Genomic DNA, 17,746 nt, shown 5'->3' with positions numbered 1-17,746 from the left:
CCTAGTCTTCGCTGTTGCGGCTCAGTCGTACGTACACCGCGGAGAATCCCGCGAGGACGACGAGCAGGACAAGGCCGAGTGCCGCCGCGCTGCCGTAGTTGTTGAAGTTGAAGGCGTACTGGTAGATGAGGTAGACGACGGTGGTCGTCGAGCCCTCGGGGCCGGCGCCGTTGGTGAGCAGGAACGGCTCGGTGAACACCTGCATCGTCGCGATGATCTGCATCAGCAGGAGCAGCGAGAGGATGAGCCGGGTCTGCGGGATGGTGACGTGCCAGATCTTGCGCAGCAGCCCGGCGCCGTCCAGTTCGGCAGCCTCGTACAGCTCGCCGGGGATCCCCTGGAGCGCGGCCAGGTAGATCAGGGTCGCGCCGCCCATGTTCATCCAGGTCGCCGCGATGACGACCGAGAGCATGGCGGTGTCGGTGTCCTGGAGCCATTGCTGTGCGGGCAGATGGAAGATTTCCAGGATGCGGTTGAAGAGTCCGTAGCCGGGGTCGTAGAAGTACTTGAAGAGAAGTACGGAGGCGACCGGCGGCAGCATGACCGGCAGATAGACCAGCAGCCTCAGGTATCCCTGACCGTGCCGGAACTCGTTGAGCACGACGGCGACGACGAACGGGATAGCGAAGCCGAACACCAGCGCGAGCGCGGAGAACAGCAGTGTGTTGCGCCAGGCCTGCCAGAACGCCGGGTCGTTGACGACGTAGGACAGGTTGGACCAGCCGGCCCAGGTGGTCTTGCCGTTCTCGGTCTTCTGGAAGGCCAGGATGAATTCCCGGACCATCGGATACCAGGAGAAGAACGAGAAGCAGAGCACCGCTCCGATCAGGAAGCCGTGCGCTGAGATGTTGCGGCGCAGGGTGCGCAGGAACTCCTCGCGGGCGGAGTTCGGGCGGGTGGGTCCTGCGTGTCCGTGGCGTGGCCTGGTCGCCTTGCTCGGGGACAGGGTAGGGGCCGACATGGTGTCTCCTCGGTGCCGGTGAACTGAAGCGCAGTCGGACGGGTCCGGATGCGGGGCCGGGTCCGCGTGACCCGGCCCCGCGCGTCCGTTACTGGTTCGCCAGAACCTGGTTGACCTGCTGCTCGGCGGTGGAGAGCAGCTTGTCGACGTCGGCGCCCTTGTTGGTCAGGACACCGGACATGGCGTTGTCGAGGATCTTGTAGATCTCCTGCGCCTTCGGCGGCTCGGCCTTGCCCTGGATGGGGTTGTCCATGAAGGCCTTGAAGTTCTCGATCGGCATCGACGCGTTGGTGGTGCGTGAGGCGTCGTCCTTGGCCTTGCTGTCACCCAGGAAGAAGTTCGGCTGCGGCAGCCCGACGGGCAGCTTGTCGGCCTTGGTGCGGGCCCAGTCGAACTGGCCCTTGCCCGGGGTGAGGTTCTTGAAGTTCAGCCAGGCGACAGCGGCCTTGATCTGGTCGGGCGAACTGCCTTTCTTGATCATGTAGTTGTTGCCACCGAAGAGAGTGCCCTTGCCGCCGGGGATCGGGCCCAGGCCGAAGGTCTCGTACTTGGCGCCGAGCTGCTGCACCATGTACGTGATGTCGTCGGGGGCGGCGAGGAACATGCCGAGCTTGTCGGTGGATATCTGCTTCTGCAGATCGCCCCACTTCAGCAGCTGGGTCTTGCCCATGCTGTCGTCCTCCCAGCGCATGTCGTGCAGCTGCTGGAGGACCTGCTTGCCGGATGCGTCGTTGAAGGCCGCCTTCTTGCCGGAGGCGTCCACGACGTCCCCGCCGAGGCCGTACTGGGCGGCGGCGAAGTGCCAGCCGCCGTTGTTGCCGGCGCTGTACTCGCCGTAGCCGGAGATGCCCTTGCCCAGGCCCGCGATCTTCTTCGCCGCGGCGCGGACCGCGTCCCAGGTGGCGGGCGGGCTGTTCGGGTCGAGACCGGCCTGCGTGAACAGCTTCCGGTTGATCATCAGCCCCATGGTGTAGTTGCTGGTCGGCAGGGCGTAGAGCTTGCCGTCCTTGCGGGCCACATCGATGACCTGGGGCTGGATGTCCTTGAGCGCGGGCACGGACTTGTCGTTGACGTAGGCGGAGATGTCCTCGGCCCCGTCGTTGTCCAGCACCTGCTGAAGGTCGGTGAAGTACGCGTAGAAAACGTCTGGCTGCGACTTCCCCTTCAGCATGGCCGTGAAGCGGGGAGGCTCCAGGCACTGCCCGGGGGTGGACTTTCCGTTGATCGTGACGTTCGGGTAGGTCTTGTTGAACGTCTTGATGTCCTCGTTCCACTCACGCAGCTCCGCGGCCTTGGCCGCCGGCGGCATGCAGTCGATCGAGATCGTCACCTTCGTCTTCGGGTCGAGCGGAGCCGAGGGGTCGGACGAACCCTTGGATCCACTGTCCTTGTCACCGTTGTCGCTGCTGCTGCTCGTGCCGCAAGAGGCGAGAGCGGTCAGGGCGAGTGCGGTGACGAGGGCGGCCGCTGAGGCACGGCTTGTACGGCGTGTGCGGCGGAACCCAGCACTTCTCATCGATGGTCCCCTTCGGGCATGAGCATGGAAGGCCCTCGGCCGACTCTCTGCCGGGGCGAGGCACACTCAACCAGCGCCGACATGTGAACGCAATATCTCGCGCAGTTTTCGTAAATGTTTGACAGTTCGTTGCGCGCACCATGTGACGCACGACAGAGGCGTGCTGTCCCGGCTCCACGGAGCCGGGGCAGCACGCCAAGGGTGGTTCCGCACGGTTCGTGACCGGCCGGCAGTCCCGTTACTGCAAACTTCGCACGCCCGGGCGCAAGGAATTTGCGCACCCCGGAACGCCGTCCGGCAGGCCGGACGGCGCCCCTGCGCACGCCGGTCGCTACGGGTTGATGTTGATCTTCATGGTGGAGGTGGTGTTCTTCACGTCCTGCGCGTTGCCGCTGAGCTTCAGGCCGTTGAAGGTGACCTCACCGACGGCGGGCCCCTGGCCGGCCTCCGGCATCTCGTTGGCCCAGAGCCCGAAGCCGGACTTGGCGTCGAACGCGTCCCCGCTCTTGCGGGCGCCGGAGATCGTGATGCCGGTCAGCACGGTGTCCTTGATCGGGAACTGCGGCTGTCCTCCCACGTAATTGGTCTGGAACATGATGCCGCTGTACGTCGGGTCGACGATGTCGACGTTGTTGATCCGGATACCCTGGAACACCTTGGAGGCGGAGAAGAGCCAGATCCCGGGGAAGGTCTGCGTCCCCCAGAAGTGTCCGCCCGAGCGGATGACCGACACGTTCTCGATCGTCGTCGGAACGGTGCCGAATCCGTTCATCGGGTAGCCGAAGTCCAGCGAACTGACCGTGATGCCCGAATAGACCAGGGTGTCCGCGATGTAGATGTTGCGGAAGGTGTTGCTGAAGCCGCCGTAGACGGCGACACCCGCCGCACGCCAGGTGAGGATCGAGGAGAGGTTCTCGTACACGTTGTTCTTCATGTCCGAGCCGCCGGAGTCGATCGCCGAGAACAGCGCGAAGCTGTCGTCGCCCGTCGCCCGGGACTCGTTGTTCACGACGTGGTTGTCCGTCGAGCCGTTGGTCATGTTGATGCCGTCGGCGAACGTGTCACGGATGCGGGAGTTCTTGATGGTGATGCTGTCGGTGTTCGCGCCCCAGTAGAGGCACACCGTGTGCTCGTTCCAGACATTGTCGATGGTGATGTCCGAGACGTTGGAGAAGTCGAACACCTTTCCGGGTCCGTCGATGCGCGAGGTGTAGTTGCCGAAGTACGCGAAGTTCGCGAACGTCGATCCCTTCGCACTGGCCTCGGCACGGAATCCGTTGTCCGTGTTCTCCTGGGACGCGGGCGCGTGGAACCTGGTGTACCAGGGGCCCGCGCCGACGACCTTCACGGCCTTCCCATAGACCTGGAACTTGCTGGCGGTGTCGTAGTCACCGGCCGGCAGGTAGACGCCGACCAGCTTGCCCGTGGTGTCCATCCGGACCTTGTCCAGGGCGTTCTGGACGTCCTGGTGGGTGAATCCGGCGGGCACCGCATAGGCGGCGGGGTCCGGGTTCGCGATCTGGGTCGCCTGCTCCAGGCTGACGAAGTCGATCGCGTAGGTGGAGGTGTTCGCGGCGTCCTTCTGCAGCCGGATCTTGCTGCCCGCCGGGACGGTCCTGCCCAGCATCACGTTCGCCTCGTCGTAGATGTGCCGCGGCGAACCCGAGCCCGGGGAGTTTCCGGGTCCGGTCTCGGCGCCGTACAGCCAGGCGTACTTCGAGGTGAGGTCGATCGCCTTGAGGAAGGTGCCGTCCACGTACAGGTTCAGCTTGGAGTCGATGCCTCCGCCGCCCGCGGAGTCGGGGATGGAGAACCGGGTCACCAGGGTGTTGGTGCTCGCCCTGGTGGTGAACTCCACATAGTTTCCGGTGTTGTTGAGGGTGACGGCCTTGCGGCCGGACGCCTCGCCCGCGATGTCCCCGACGGTCCGGTTCGGACCGACGACCTGGGCGCCGCCGCCGGTGACGCCGTCCTCGGCCTCGTACATGTCGTACGGCATGTTGGCGCCGCGGCCGACGAAGAGCGAGCTGGTGGAGGTGTTGTTCTCGCGCTTCACCGGGAGTTCGTTGGCGTCGTCCGCGATGACCGTCCGCACGGTGTACGAGCCGTTGGCCGCCGTCCAGCTGCCCAGGTTCACCGGAGCGCTGGTCGCGCCCGCGGCGATCGCCCCGGTGTAGGTGCCGGTGAGGGTCTTCACCGTGGCGCCCTTGGAGTCGAGCAGGGTGAGCGTGATGGCGTGCCCGCCCGCGGCCGAGGCCACCGTGCCCTGGTTCTTGATGGCGACGGAGAAGGCCACGTTCTGCCCGTTGGACGGGGCGGACGGGGAGGTGCTGACCCCGGTCGCCACCAGGTCCGAGCTGGCGACCGGCTTGACGACCAGGCCGGTCGCGCTCGTGTAGGTGTTGTCGGTCTCGTTCTGCTCGATGACCTCGTTCGCCGGGTCGGCGACGGCACTGAGTTCGTACGTGCCCGCGTCACGCGGCCCTATGTCGGCGCTGACCTGGGTGGAGGCCCCTGCGGCCAGCGTGCCCACGGCCACGGTGGCGACCTTGGAGCCGCCGAGCCGGAATTCGAGCTTGCTCGCCGGCGCCGCGACCGGGCCGCTGTTGCGGACCGTCGCGGTCAGGGTGATCGGGTCCGACTCGACGGGTGCGGCGGGAGCCGCGGTCACCGAGCTGACCTGGAGGTTCGGGTTGGGTGCCGGAGCGCCCAGGACCTGGAACTCCGCGACCTGGCCCGCGCCCGAGCCGGTGTTGGAGTTGAACTTCAGCTGGACGTCGGCGACCCGGCCGCTGACCGGAATGGTCACCGAGTTGCCGCTGCCCGGACTGAACGCGTAGTCCTTCGCCGCGACCAGGCTGGTGAAGGACGAGGCACTCTGCTCACGGCCGAGCACCTGGATGTTCTGCGTCCTGGCTCCCCAGCTGCTGTCCGGGTTGAGCTTGACGACGACGTTCTCCGTGTCGGCGTTGGCCCCCAGCTTGACGGTCAGGGTGTTCGGGTAACTGCCCCCGGCGCCCTCCCAGTAGGTGGTCAGGCTGTTGTCGTTGGCGTTCTCCGCCACGAAGGTGTGGACCACGGACGAGGCGGTGATGGGCTTGCCGATCGCGAGGTTGGACGCCGCGCTCGTGCTGCCGTTGCGGGTGACGGTGTTGCTGTCGCCCGACACGTTGCCCGCCGCGTCCCTCGCCCGGACGGTGTAGGACACCGTGGTGGTGGTGGACTGGGTGTCGGTGTAGGTGGTGACATCGCCCGCCACGCTCTTGCGCAGCACGTTGTTGGCGTAGATGTCGTACCCGGTGACGCCCTTGTTGTCGGTGGATGCCTGCCAGGTCAGCTTGATCTGCCCGGCGGTCTGCTCGGTGAAGCTCAGACCGGTCGGCGCGGTCGGCGCCTGGGTGTCGCCCGAGCTCCCGGTACGGGTGACGGTGTTGCTGTTGGCCGAGGCGTTGCCCGCCGCGTCCTTGGCGCGGACGTAGTACGAGACGGTGGCATCGCCCGGACGGGTGTCGGTGAACGTGGTGACGTTGCCGGCCACACTCGTCAGCAGCGTGTTGTTGGCGTAGATGTCATAGCCGGTGACGGCGACGTTGTCCGTCGACGCCTTCCAGGTCAGCTTGATCTGCCCGGTGGCCGGTTCGGTGTAGGCCAGTTGCGTCGGCGCGGTCGGCGCCTGGGTGTCACCGGAGTCGGGGCCGTAGATCTCCAGCTCGGAGACCTGGGCGCCCGGCTGGACGGAGTTGGCGCTGACCAGGACGCGCACGTAGCGGGTGGTCGTGGCGTCGAAGGTGATCGTCGCGGACTCGCCGGCCGTCGGGCTGAAGGTGTACGCCTTGGACTGCGTCAGGTCGGTGAAGTCGGAGCCGTTGGTGCTGCCCTGGATCTTCAGCGTCTGGGTGCGGGTCTCCCAGCCGTCCGGCAGGCGCAGCACCACACGGTCGACCCGCACCGAGGAGCCGAGGTCGGCCTGGATCCACTGCGGCAGGTCGCCGTTGCGGCTCTCCCAGTAGCTGGCCGCGTTGCCGTCGTTGGCCTGCGCCGGGATGTAGTTCTGCGTGTAACTGCTGGCCGTGAGCGTACGGCCGGCGGCGAGGTTCACCGACGACTCGGCCGCCGCGCGGACCTCCAGCTCGGCGAGCTGGCCGTTCTTCGCCTCGGTGTTCGCGGTGATGTTCGCCCGTACGAACCGGGCCTTGGTGGCCGGGAAGCTGATGGTCACCTTGTTGGAGCTGCCCGGCGCGAAGGTGTAGGCGGCCGAGGTCTTCAGCGTAGAGAAGCTGGTGCCGTCGGCGCTGCCCTGGAGCGACAGGGTCTGCCGGCGGCTCTTCCAGTCGGCGGGAAGCTTCAGGGTGACCTGGTCGATGCGGGTGACCTTGCCCAGGTCGCTCTGCACCCACTGGGGCAGGGCACTGCTCGACCCCTCCCAGTACGTCGACTGCTGTCCGTCGGCGATGTTCCCTGCGGCTTTCCCGCTGCCGGCGCTGCTCGCGGCCGTCTGGTGGTCGACGGCGAGGTTCGGACCACCGGCCGCCGCAGCGTTGAGCGCCGGCCCGCCGATCATCAGCATGCTGGTGGTGACAGCGGCGGAAAGGACCCGCCATCTCCAGCGTTGCGTTCTCATATGTCCCCGATCTTCGGCCTCGGCGCAGGGCGCGTCCAAGGCGCGGCTCTGTCTGCGTACCTGCTGGGGCATGATTTCCTGCACCGACAGGATGGACTTTTGCGTATTCCGGTCAGAGAGTTGCAGAGAATTGACGGGGCGTCCACTGTCGCGGCAGAACCCGCAACTTAAACGGACTCTCCATCACCGCTTCAACTTCCTTGACAAATACGGCAATGGAGCGCCCATCACTCGTTCGCCGACCACTCCGCAAACGGTCTGCAATTTACGCAATATATTTGCGTAAAAGTGAAAGCCACTGAAAGGTGCCAGCTCGGGCGGGGAGAGAGGAGCGGGAGGAAACTCAAGGTGTACAGGTGAACCTGTACACCCCAAACTGTGGTTCTACCGTGGGGCGCATGAATGAGAGCCCGCGCACGTCGCCCTCAGCGGTTCAGGCCTCACGAGAGGTCCGTACGGTCATCGGCCGCCTGCGGCGCCGCATCCTGAACGCCGCCGAGGCCGAGGACATCACCTTCGGGCAGGAGTCCGTACTGACCCGCCTGTCCGGCAAGCAGGGCGTCACGGCCAGTGAACTCGCCGCGGCCGAGGGGGTGCGCCACCAGTCGATGACGGCGACGGTCGCGTCGCTGACCGCCTTGGGGCTGACGGAACGGCGACCCGACCCCGATGACGGGCGCCGCCTGCTGATCGCGCTGACCCCACAGGGGCACCGGCGGGTGGCGGAGGGCCGGCAGGCCCGGCAGGAGTGGCTTGCCGGTGAGCTGCAGGAGAAGTGCACCGAAGAGGAACGGCTGGCCGTGATCGCCGCCATGGCGGTACTGGAGCGTCTCACCCATGGCTGACCGGACGACAGCGGGGCGGGACACGACGGCGACGGCGGGCTTCGACCGGCGGCTGCTGCCGCCGATGATGCTGGGCTCGGTCCTGAACCCGGTCAGTCGCCCTGATATCCAGCGTCCCGCAGGGACTGAACAGCCTGGCCCTGCAGAACTCCGTCTACCACCAGGCCGATCCCGAGCGCACCGCCTCCTCGGCCCGGTCTGCTGCGCACCTTCGCCTATGTCGGCTCGATGGTCGCCTCCTCCACGGCGGCCGCCTCCTTCGGCCAGCGCGCGGACACCGGCGGAATGCACCACCTCACCTGGATCATGCTCGGCGCAGGCGTGCTCTACCTCCTCCTGACCGTCTTCGACGGCACTCTCGGCCGCGCGACGGACGGGGACGCCGCGGCCGGAACGCCGCAAGCGTCTTAGCCCACCCGGGACTTCACGCCGCGAGCACTCGCCATGCCGCCTGGTCGGCGTTCGCCGCCACGCCGCGTGGTCGGCCCGGCCGTGCGGATGTTCCCGGCCCCCGGCCAGTACGCCCGGCGGGTCAGCCCTTCGCGGTCCAGCGGTATCTGACGTCCGGCTCCCCCTCCTCGTTGCGGCTGCCGTCGTTGAACTCGACCGCGGTGAAGCCGTGCCGCTCGTAGAAGGCCCGCGCGTCGGTGTTGCGCTGGAACGCGTAGAGGGCGAGACCCTCGGGGCTGTGCTCCTTGGCCTTCGCCAGCAGCCGGGTTCCGATGCCCCGGCGTCGTGCACCGGGGCTGAGGTAGAGCTGTTCGAGCTCATCACCGTCGAGCGAGACGAAGCCGACGATCTCCGCCGCACCGCCCTCCTCGTGGAGTTCGGCCACCCAGACATCCGTGTCGGGCAGCACGACGTGGGTCATCCAGCCGAGCGTGGCCTCGTCGCTGTGCACTCTGGGCAGGTACGGCATGGCGGCGGCCCGGGAAGCGAGAAGGAGCCGGGTGAGGGAACCGGCGTCGTCGGCTCGGGCGTCCCGCAGCCGTACGGTGCCGAGTTGCGGGTGGTTGTCCGATGGCATCCGGTGTCTCCTGTTCGAAAGGGCGGTGGCCGAAAGGCCCGCCGTACCTCATTCGGCACGGTGACCTGGCCACCCGTGGTCGAACGTACGTCTGCACCGGCCCGCTTCTCCATAGAATATGTGCGACCGCTCCGCCGTTGACGACCGCTCACGGCACCCGCCCCGGCCGAGGGAAGACGTAACGGTGTACCAGCCCGACGAGTTCGCACTCACCGAGACCGGCTACCGGGGCCCGGCGCCCTCCTGGGCCCCCGCCACCCCCGCGCTGTGGATCGTGGACACGCGGCAGGAGGGCGAGCGGGCGCAGCGGCTCGCCCCGGGCATCCTCGACGCGGAGGAGCTGGAACGGGCCGGAAGACTGGTCGTCGAGGCCGACCGCCTCTGCTACACCGCCTCGCACGTGGCGCTGCGGATCCTGCTGGGGGCCCGGCTCGGTGTCGCCCCCGACGCCGTGCGGCTGACGCGGGAGCGGTGTCCGTCCTGCGGCGGGCCGCACGGCCGCCCCGCGACCGACGGCGGTGTGCACTTCTCCCTGTCGCACACCCGGGGCGTCGCGCTGCTGGCGTTCGCGGACGAGCCGGTGGGGGTGGATGTGGAGCGCGCCCCGAAGGCGCGGACCGTGTCGGAGATCGGGGACCAGCTCCATCCGGCGGAACGCCGCGAGCTGGCGGACCTGCCGGAGGAACAGCGGCCGGCCGCCTTCGTCCGGGCGTGGACCCGCAAGGAGGCGTATCTGAAGGGCAAGGGAATCGGTCTGGCCGGCGGTCTCTCGCACGACCACGTGGGGACCGGCCCCCGTCCGCAGCCCGGCCCGGCGGGCTGGACCGTCACCGATGTCGCGGTCCCCGCCGGATACGCGGCGGCGGTGGCCGTCCGCACGGCGGGGCAGCCGCCCGCACATGACGACGAGCGGCGAAAATGATCCGGCGGGCAGATCGCACCGACCGACCGATACGGAGGAGTGGCAGATGCCGCACACACGAGCCGGACAGCAGGCACGCCCCGAGGATTTGACCGACGTGGCACGGCTGGTGACGGCGTACTACGCGCTGCATCCCGATCCGGCCGAGGCCGGCCAGCGGGTGGCCTTCGGCACCTCGGGGCACCGGGGGTCGTCGACGGCCACCGCGTTCAACGAGGACCACATCGCCGCGACGAGCCAGGCCATCAGCGAGTACCGGGCCCAACAGGGCACGGACGGGCCGCTCTTCCTCGGAGCCGACACCCACGCGCTGTCGGAGCCCGCACGGGTCACCGCCCTCGAAGTGTTCGCGGCCAACGACGTGGCCGTGCTCATCGACGCCGCCGACGGCTACACCCCGACGCCCGCGGTCTCGCACGCCGTCCTCACGTACAACCGCGGCCGTACGTCGCATCTCGCCGACGGTGTGGTGGTCACCCCGTCCCACAACCCGCCCGGTGACGGGGGGTTCAAGTACAACCCGCCGAACGGCGGCCCGGCCGGGTCCGGGGCGACCGGCTGGATCCAGGAGCGGGCCAACGAGATCATCGTGAACGGCCTCAAGGACGTGCGCCGGCTGCCCTACGCCCGCGCGCTGGCGGCCCCGTCGACCGGGACGTACGACTTCCTCGGCAGCTATGTGGCGGACCTTCCGTCCGTGCTCGACCTCGACGCGGTGCGCGCGGCCGGGGTACGGATCGGCGCCGACCCGCTGGGCGGGGCATCGGTCGCGTACTGGGGCCGCATCGCCGAGCAGCACCGGCTCGACCTGACCGTGGTCAATCCGCTCACCGACCCCACCTGGCGGTTCATGACGCTGGACTGGGACGGCAAGATCCGGATGGACTGCTCCTCGCCGTACGCGATGGCCTCGCTGATCGAGCAGCGTGACCTCTACGACATCGCCACCGGCAACGACGCCGACGCGGACCGGCACGGCATCGTCACGCCCGACGAGGGGCTGATGAACCCGAACCACTACCTCGCCGTCGCCATCAACTACCTGTTCACGCACCGGGACCGGTGGCCCGCCGGAGCGGGCATCGGCAAGACCCTGGTGTCGTCCGGAATGATCGACCGGGTCGCCGGCGAGCTCGGCCGGGAGCTCGTCGAGGTACCGGTGGGATTCAAGTGGTTCGTGGACGGTCTGGCCGACGGGTCGCTCGGGTTCGGCGGCGAGGAGTCGGCCGGGGCCTCCTTCCTGCGCCGTGACGGATCGGTCTGGACGACGGACAAGGACGGCATCCTTCTCGCGCTGCTCGCCTCCGAGATCCTCGCGGTGACGGGCAATTCGCCGTCCGAGCACTACTCCACGCTGACCTCCCGGTTCGGTGCGCCGGCGTACGCCCGGATCGACGCACCGGCGGACCGCGAGCAGAAGGCGGTGCTGGCGCGGCTCTCCCCCGAGCAGGTCGACGCCGACACCTTCGCGGGCGAGCCGGTCACGGCCGTGCTCACCTCGGCGCCTGGCAACGGGGCGGCGATCGGCGGTATCAAGGTGACGACGGAGAACGCCTGGTTCGCCGCCCGGCCCTCGGGCACCGAGGACGTCTACAAGATCTATGCCGAGTCCTTCCTCGGTGCCGAGCACCTCGGCCGCGTCCAGGAGGAGGCCAAGGCCGTCGTCTCGGCAGCCCTGAACGCCTGACGCCGCCCGCGCGGCACTGCGCGAGCCGCATCCCCGGCGCCGGTCCGCCGGGGGTGCGGCTCGCGTCATGCGGGCCCGGCCGCCGGTGTCAGGGAGTGGACACCTTCGGCCGCGGCGCCGTCGCCATCCCGCTGCCGATGTGGAAGCTCGGGTGCGGAGGCTGGTTGTACGCGGTGTTCTGCCAGGCCAGAGCCATGCGGTAGGTGGTGTCGTGGAGCAGTGTGGTGATCCTCGTACCGGTCTCGTACGGCGTGGAGTAGATCCGCAGCGCGGTGTTGTCGGTGGTCGGCCAGACCACTTCCTCGCGCCAGTCGCCGAACAGGTCGCCGGAGATCGCGGGGGTGGCCTTGGTGCCGTTGTTGGAGTGCACCGACGCCCCGGTCAGCAGCCGGGTGTCGGACGAGGTGCCGTACTTGTCGATGTGGGTGCCGTCGAGGAGTTCCCTGGTGGTGTCGCCGTCCCACCAGACCAGGAAGTTGGAGCTGGAGGGCTTTCGGCTCGCGACGACGGTGCCCTTCGGGTTCCGCACCCCGTCCACCGCGGCCGACCAGGACTCGGCGCCGGCGCTGCCCGACCAGATGTCGTCGCTGACGCCGCGTCCGTTGTCACCGTTGGCGGGCGTGGACCAGAGGATCTGGCCGGTCCTCGCGTCCGCCATCCACGACGAGGGCCGGGAGCCGTCCTCGTCGACCTTGAACTCCTCCAGTTCGGCACGGGACGGGTCCAGGTCACCGACGTGCATGGCATCTCCGTGGCCGTTCTTCGTGGTCCACAGGGCGTTGCCGTTGTCGTCGACGGCCATGGCGCCGTAGATGATCTCGTCCTTGCCGTCGGCGTCGACGTCGGCCACCGAGAGCTGGTGGTTGCCCTGGCCGTCGTATCCCTTGCCGGAGTTGGTGGAGCTGCTGGTGTCGAAGGTCCAGCGCCGGGTGAACGCCCCGTCCCGCCAGTCCCAGGCGGCGATGACGGTCCGTGTGTAGTAGCCGCGGGCCATGATCAGTGACGGGCGCGCACCGTCGAGGCAGGCGGTGCCGGCGAGGAAGCGGTCGACGCGATTGCCGTAACTGTCGCCCCACGAGGACACGGTGCCGCGTGCGGGAACGTAGTCGACCGTACCCATGGCGGCACCCGTCCTGCCGTTGAACATCGTCAGGTATTCGGGCCCGGACAGGATGTAGCCGGAGGAGTTGCGGTAGTCGGCGGACGTGCTGCCGATCGCCCTGCCCTGCCCGTCGACGGTGCCGTCTGCGGTCTTCATCGCGACCTCGGCCTTGCCGTCGCCGTCGTAGTCGTACACCTGGAACTGGGTGTAGTGCGCGCCCGAGCGGATGTTGCGGCCGAGGTCGACGCGCCACAGCCGGGTGCCGTCGAGCCTGATCCCGTCGACGATCGTGTTGCCCGTGTAGCCGGACTGGGAGTTGTCCTTGGCGTTGGTGGGCTGCCACTTCAGTACGAAGTCGAGTGCGCCGTCGCCGTCGAGGTCTCCGACGGACGCGTCGTTGGCCTCGTAGGTGTACGCGACGCCGTCGGGGGTCGTGCCCCCGGCGGGCGGGCTGATCGGCACGTCCTTGTAGCCGGTGCGGAACTGGATCGCGTGCACGGAGTCGCTCTGCTCGACGCCTGCGACGACCGCGCGCACGGTGTAGTCCGCGGAGTTGGGCGCCCCGGCGTGGAAGTAGTTCGTCGAGCCGGTGACCGGTGAGGCGTTGACCTTGGTTCCGGCCCGGTAGACGTTGAAGGAGACGTCGTCGGCGTCGGTGGCGAGCCAGCGCCAGCTGATCAGGTTGCCGGCGTCGGTGTGGACGCTGACGACGCCGCGGTCCAGCGCCTCTGCCTGGCGTACGGTCGCGGCCTGCGAGATCTGGCCGGAGACGACCAGTCCGGCGGTGGCCAGCAGACCCGCCGCCACCGCGCCGAGCAGCGTGCGGGGACCGATGGTGCGGCGTCTGCGGGCGGATCGGGGTTGCTCAGGAGCCACGGTGGATGCCTTCCGGGGTGGGGGCGGGTTTCGTAACGTCAGTGACCACAGGGCCTGGAAAGGTTGCCGTCCCTCCGTACCCGGATCACGGCGGTGCGCGCGGAAGCCGGTTCACCCGTACGGCCCTGCGCGGTGGCGGGCCGGACCGGACGTACGCAGGCTGTCCCGAGAGCTGCCGATTCATGGGGCGGCGGTTCCGGACGGGGGTGCGACGTGACGGACGCCGGTGGGCAGGCTCCCGGGACGACCACGGGCGATGTCATGACGGCGGCGCTCCTTGACGCCCTGTTCAACCAGTCCGCGGTGGGACTGCACGTCCTGGACACCGAGCTGCGGGTGGAGCGCGTCAACCCCCTGCCCGACATGGTCGGCGCCGAACAGATCGTGGGACTGCACTTCACCGAGGCGTACCGGCTCGATGATCCGGACGAGGCGGAACGAGTGCTGCGCAAGGTGCTGGAGAGCGGCGTTCCCGTGCTCAACCGGGTCATCCGCGGCCGGCTGATGAGCGCCCCCGGCCCCCATCGCAGCCTGATGGTCACCCTCCACCGCCTGGACGACCCCGAGGGGCGGCCGCTCGGACTGCTGGCAGCGGTCGTCGATGTCAACGAACGGGAGAAGGCGCGGGCCCGGGCGAACTGTCTGACGGCCGTGCGCCGGGAGGCGGGCCAATCCCTCGATGTGGCGGCGACCTGCGAGGGGCTGGTCGCGGCGTTGGTGCCGCGGTTCGCCGACTTCGCCGTGGTCGAGGTGGTGGACGAGGTCCTGCGCGGTTCACCCCCACCGCTCAGTCCGCTGGGGCACGACGTGCCGCTGCGCCGCGCGGCGCAGCGGGGGCTCGGCGGGGACCACGTGGCCGGAGACATGCGGCGGCTGCCCCGCCGTACGCCGTTCGCGCTGGCCGTCACGGATCTGCGCCCCCGGCTGTCCGCGCTCGGCCCGGACACCCCGTGGCTGGCCAAGGATCCGGACAGCGCGCGGATGGTCGAGGTGTCCGGGGCCCACTCCCTGATCGTGGTCCCGCTGAAACATCACGGCGCCGTCCTCGGCCTGGTGAGCCTCTACCGGTTCCGCGGCGTCGAGCCGTACGACGAGGACGACCTCTCCCTCGCGCTGACGGCGGCCGCCCATGCTGCGCTGAGCATCGAGAACGCGCGGCGCTTCGAGCACAGCCATGTGATCGCGTCGACCGTCCAGCGCCGGCTGCTCCCGCGGCACAACGGTGCCCGGATCGCCGTCGAGACCGCGCACGTGCTGCTCCCGGGGCGCAACAGCGGCTGCTGGTTCGACACCATCGGGCTGTCCGGTGCGCGCACCGCGCTGATCATCGGCAACGTCGAGGGGCAGGGGCTGCAGACGGCCATCACCATGGGGCAGTTGCGCATCGCCATCCTTGCGCTGGCCAGTCTCGACCTGGAGCCCGACGAGGTGCTGGCCCGTCTCAACGACACGGCCGACCGGCTGGCCCAGGAACGCAGGTCGCTGCCGCCGGGCGACTCGCTGCACAACCAGGCCCTGACGGCGACCTGCATGTACGCGGTCTACGACCCGTTCGCCCGGACCTGCACCGTGGCACGGGCGGGGCATCCGGCGCCGGTCGCCGTCGCGCCCGACGGCAGCCCGATCGTCCTCGACGTCCCGGAGGGTCCGCCGCTCTTCTCCGACGACAGCGCCCCCTTCGCCACGGCGACGTTCGAGCTCGACGAGGGCAGTGTGCTGGCGTTCCTCACCGGTTCGCTGCTGCCGGACGCCCGGTCCGTGGCCAGGGTGCAGGACGCGCTCGCCTATCCGGACCGCCCGCTGCAGAAGCTGTGCGACGACATCGTCTACAGCCTGCCCGCCGACACCCCTCCCGACGGTGCCGCGCTGCTCCTCGCCAGGACCGGTGTGGTCCCGCCCGACCGGTTCGCGACCTGGGAACTGGCCCACGACACGACCACACCGGCCGTCGCCCGCACGCTGGTCCGGGACCGGCTCGAAGGGTGGAACCTCGACGAGGAGACGATCGGGGCGACCGAACTGATCGCGAGCGAGCTGATCACCAACGCGGTCCGCTACGGAACGCCGCCGCTGCACCTGCGGCTCATGCTGGACAGCACCCTCACCTGCGAGGTCCACGACTCCAGCCCGGTGGCGCCCCACCTGCGCCACGCGCGCACCGTCGACGAGGGCGGCCGCGGCCTGTTCATCGTGTCGCAGCTCGCCACGCACTGGGGCACCCGGTACGGCACCCACGGCAAGGCCCTGTGGACCGAACAGGAGATCCCGGACCCCGACGACAGCTCCTGACGGACCGGCAGCCGGTGCGGGCGGGCCGGCTGCCCGGCTCCGCGGACACGGGTGCGGCGCACCGCGGCCGGGTGGGCCGTGGTGCGCCGCGGTCAGGAAGCCGGCAGCGGCCCCGGGTTCAGGGGGCGGCGGTCAGCGGTCAGCGGCGGCCGCCGTGGTGGTGGCGGCCCCAGGACTTCGAGTCGACCTTGTGACCGTGCGCGTCCCTGAGGGTTGCCGTGTCGCTCTCGTCCCAGACGTAGTGGCGGAGGTCCTGGTAGACATCGCGGCTGTTGTCACGGCCGACACCGGTGTGCACGCGCACCGAGGAGCGGCCGGCCAGACGCAGGTCGAAGCGGTAGACGCGGCGGCTCTCGTCACTGAGCGTCCAGCCACGCAGGTTGACCGGGCTGCGGCCGGTGTTGGTGACCGTGACCCATTCACCGTTCAGGCTCCGGTTCGAGCCGTTGGCGCGGCCGGGGCTGTCGTACTGGATCTTGCCCAGGACGACGGCCGAGCGCTGGGCCGGCTTGCTGTGCCCGTGGTCGCGGCCGTGGTCGCGGCCATGATCGCGGCCGTGATCGCGGCCATCGTCGCGGCCGTGGCCCTGGTCACGGCCATCGTCGCGGCCGTGGCCCTGGTCACGGCCATGATCGCGGCTGTGGTCGCGGCCATCGTCGCGGCTGTGGCCGTGGTCGCGGTCACGATCGCGGCCGTGGTCGCGACCGTCTGCGGTCGCCGGAAGAGCGGCAGCGGCCAGAAGCGCGCCGGAAGCGAGAACGGTGGCGGTGATCCGCCGTGCGGAACGGGACATGAAGACCCCTCAGATGCAGGCCCGGGCCGTGCGGTCCGGGCGTTGTTCGGTCCCGGCGTGATGCCGAGAAGGCACACTTTGGCGCTGTTGCCCGATCAGTGGAAACCACCCCGGTACGTGTTACGAAGTGATGACATATCCGTCACACACGCCTGCAGGCGCCACCCACCGAACCCGTCCGGGTACCTGTCAATTCCTGTCCGCTGCATCCAGCCGTACGGCACCGGGTTGACGGAGACCGACACCCCGGCGCGTCCTCCGCCGCAAGCCCGCACGGGCGCCGCGGATCCGGACCCGGAATCTGTAACAGCCGCCACACCGCCGCATCCGAATGCCCGTTCCGTTACTCCGGGAAGGAGTGCACGCAAGTTCTCTCGAACATCGGGCGAAGCGAGTGATTGCACCGGCGGACCGGGAGTGGTTGAGTGGCAGGGTAAGTAATGAATCGAGGTTCAGAACATCGTGGCCTACCGACCCACCGCTCGTACCGAGGCGACCCGGCTCGCCCGCCGGGAGCGGCTGCTGGACTCCGCGAGGCAGCTGCTGGCCGAGGGCGGCTACGCCGCGGCCGGCATTTCCGCCGTCGCGGAGCGGGCCGGTGTCGCCACCGGCAGCGTCTACAACCACTTCGCCTCCAAACAGGAGCTGCTGGCCGCGGTCTTCCGCCATGTCGCCGATCACGAGCTCGCCGCGGTGCGGGAGGCGGTGCACGCCAGGAGCGGGGCGGCGGAACAGCTGCGGGCCCTGGTCGAGGCGTTCTCGTACCGGGCGCTGCGCAGCCCGCGTACCGCCTGGGCGCTGCTGGCCGAGCCGGTCGACCCGCTCGTCGAGCAGGAACGGCTGACCTACCGGCGCGGCTATCACGCGCTCGCCGAGTCGGCCGTCGCGGCGGGTGTCGCCACGGGTGAGCTGCCGGGGCAGAATCCGCGGCTCTCGGCCGCCGCCCTGATCGGGGCGGTGGGCGAGGCGCTGCTCGGTCCGCTGTCCCCCGTCGGCGAGCGGACCGACCCCACCGCGGTGGTGGAGGGCATCACCGCGCTGTGCCTCAGGGCGGTCGGATCCCCCGCCGATTGACCCGGCCACCCGCCGAAACAGCCGCCGCCCGCC

11 protein-coding genes and 1 pseudogene are annotated in these 17,746 nt (G+C 69.3%); 6 read left to right on the top strand and 6 right to left on the bottom strand.

The annotated features are described in order from the left end of the window. Position 1 precedes the first annotated feature (1 nt). From FHX80_RS30880 to FHX80_RS30870, 3 genes are all read right to left on the bottom strand, one after another. Positions 2 to 961, bottom strand: coding sequence for a carbohydrate ABC transporter permease (locus tag FHX80_RS30880; protein WP_145767796.1), 960 nt, complete (start codon positions 959 to 961; stop codon positions 2 to 4). Between the two features lie 88 nt (positions 962 to 1,049). Further along, the gene (locus FHX80_RS30875; RefSeq protein WP_145767795.1) at positions 1,050 to 2,477 is read right to left on the bottom strand and encodes an extracellular solute-binding protein; all 1,428 of its coding nucleotides are present in this window, start codon (positions 2,475 to 2,477) and stop codon (positions 1,050 to 1,052) included. 331 nt (positions 2,478 to 2,808) lie between these two features. After that, positions 2,809 to 7,098, bottom strand: coding sequence for a discoidin domain-containing protein (locus FHX80_RS30870; RefSeq protein ID WP_145767794.1), 4,290 nt, complete (start codon positions 7,096 to 7,098; stop codon positions 2,809 to 2,811). Positions 7,099 to 7,496: 398 nt separating this feature from the next. Here FHX80_RS30870 and FHX80_RS30865 point away from each other — a divergent pair, with 398 nt between their 5' ends. Both FHX80_RS30865 and FHX80_RS30860 read left to right on the top strand, forming a co-directional pair. Continuing rightward, complete coding sequence (locus FHX80_RS30865) at positions 7,497 to 7,943, top strand: MarR family winged helix-turn-helix transcriptional regulator (protein WP_145767793.1); 447 nt, start codon at positions 7,497 to 7,499, stop codon at positions 7,941 to 7,943. A 95-nt stretch (positions 7,944 to 8,038) separates the two neighbouring features. Next, positions 8,039 to 8,354 (top strand): annotated as a pseudogene (locus FHX80_RS30860) (MFS transporter); the annotation flags it as partial. A 121-nt stretch (positions 8,355 to 8,475) separates the two neighbouring features. Here the strand turns inward: FHX80_RS30860 and FHX80_RS30855 are convergent. Next, a complete protein-coding gene (locus FHX80_RS30855) occupies positions 8,476 to 8,970 on the bottom strand; it encodes a GNAT family N-acetyltransferase (RefSeq protein ID WP_145767792.1) in 495 nt (164 codons plus the stop codon). Between the two features lie 184 nt (positions 8,971 to 9,154). Here FHX80_RS30855 and FHX80_RS30850 point away from each other — a divergent pair, with 184 nt between their 5' ends. After that, positions 9,155 to 9,892, top strand: a complete 738-nt coding sequence (locus FHX80_RS30850; RefSeq protein WP_145767791.1) for a 4'-phosphopantetheinyl transferase family protein — start codon at positions 9,155 to 9,157, stop codon at positions 9,890 to 9,892. Positions 9,893 to 9,938: 46 nt separating this feature from the next. Next, entirely contained in the window at positions 9,939 to 11,579 is a 1,641-nt protein-coding gene (gene pgm, locus FHX80_RS30845; protein WP_145767790.1) for a phosphoglucomutase (alpha-D-glucose-1,6-bisphosphate-dependent), read from the top strand. Positions 11,580 to 11,667: 88 nt separating this feature from the next. Here pgm and FHX80_RS30840 read toward each other — a convergent pair whose 3' ends face one another. Then, on the bottom strand, positions 11,668 to 13,557 hold the full coding sequence (locus tag FHX80_RS30840) for a rhamnogalacturonan lyase (protein ID WP_145767789.1): 1,890 nt from the start codon (positions 13,555 to 13,557) through the stop codon (positions 11,668 to 11,670). Positions 13,558 to 13,818: 261 nt separating this feature from the next. Here FHX80_RS30840 and FHX80_RS30835 point away from each other — a divergent pair, with 261 nt between their 5' ends. Beyond that, a complete protein-coding gene (locus tag FHX80_RS30835; protein WP_425281711.1) occupies positions 13,819 to 15,846 on the top strand; it encodes a SpoIIE family protein phosphatase in 2,028 nt (675 codons plus the stop codon). A 139-nt stretch (positions 15,847 to 15,985) separates the two neighbouring features. On the opposite strand, the gene FHX80_RS36150 is transcribed toward FHX80_RS30835, so the two are convergent. Continuing rightward, positions 15,986 to 16,639 carry a lamin tail domain-containing protein gene (locus FHX80_RS36150; protein ID WP_244318690.1) on the bottom strand — a complete coding sequence of 218 codons (654 nt, stop codon included), beginning with the start codon at positions 16,637 to 16,639 and terminating at the stop codon, positions 15,986 to 15,988. 462 nt (positions 16,640 to 17,101) lie between these two features. Here FHX80_RS36150 and FHX80_RS30820 point away from each other — a divergent pair, with 462 nt between their 5' ends. Continuing rightward, complete coding sequence (locus FHX80_RS30820) at positions 17,102 to 17,713, top strand: TetR/AcrR family transcriptional regulator (protein WP_145767787.1); 612 nt, start codon at positions 17,102 to 17,104, stop codon at positions 17,711 to 17,713. Positions 17,714 to 17,746: the final 33 nt, after the last annotated feature.

Origin of the sequence: Streptomyces brevispora (assembly GCF_007829885.1) — a bacterium.
GTDB classification, from domain to species: domain Bacteria; phylum Actinomycetota; class Actinomycetes; order Streptomycetales; family Streptomycetaceae; genus Streptomyces; species Streptomyces brevispora.
This window is presented reverse-complemented; position numbering and strand designations above follow the sequence as displayed.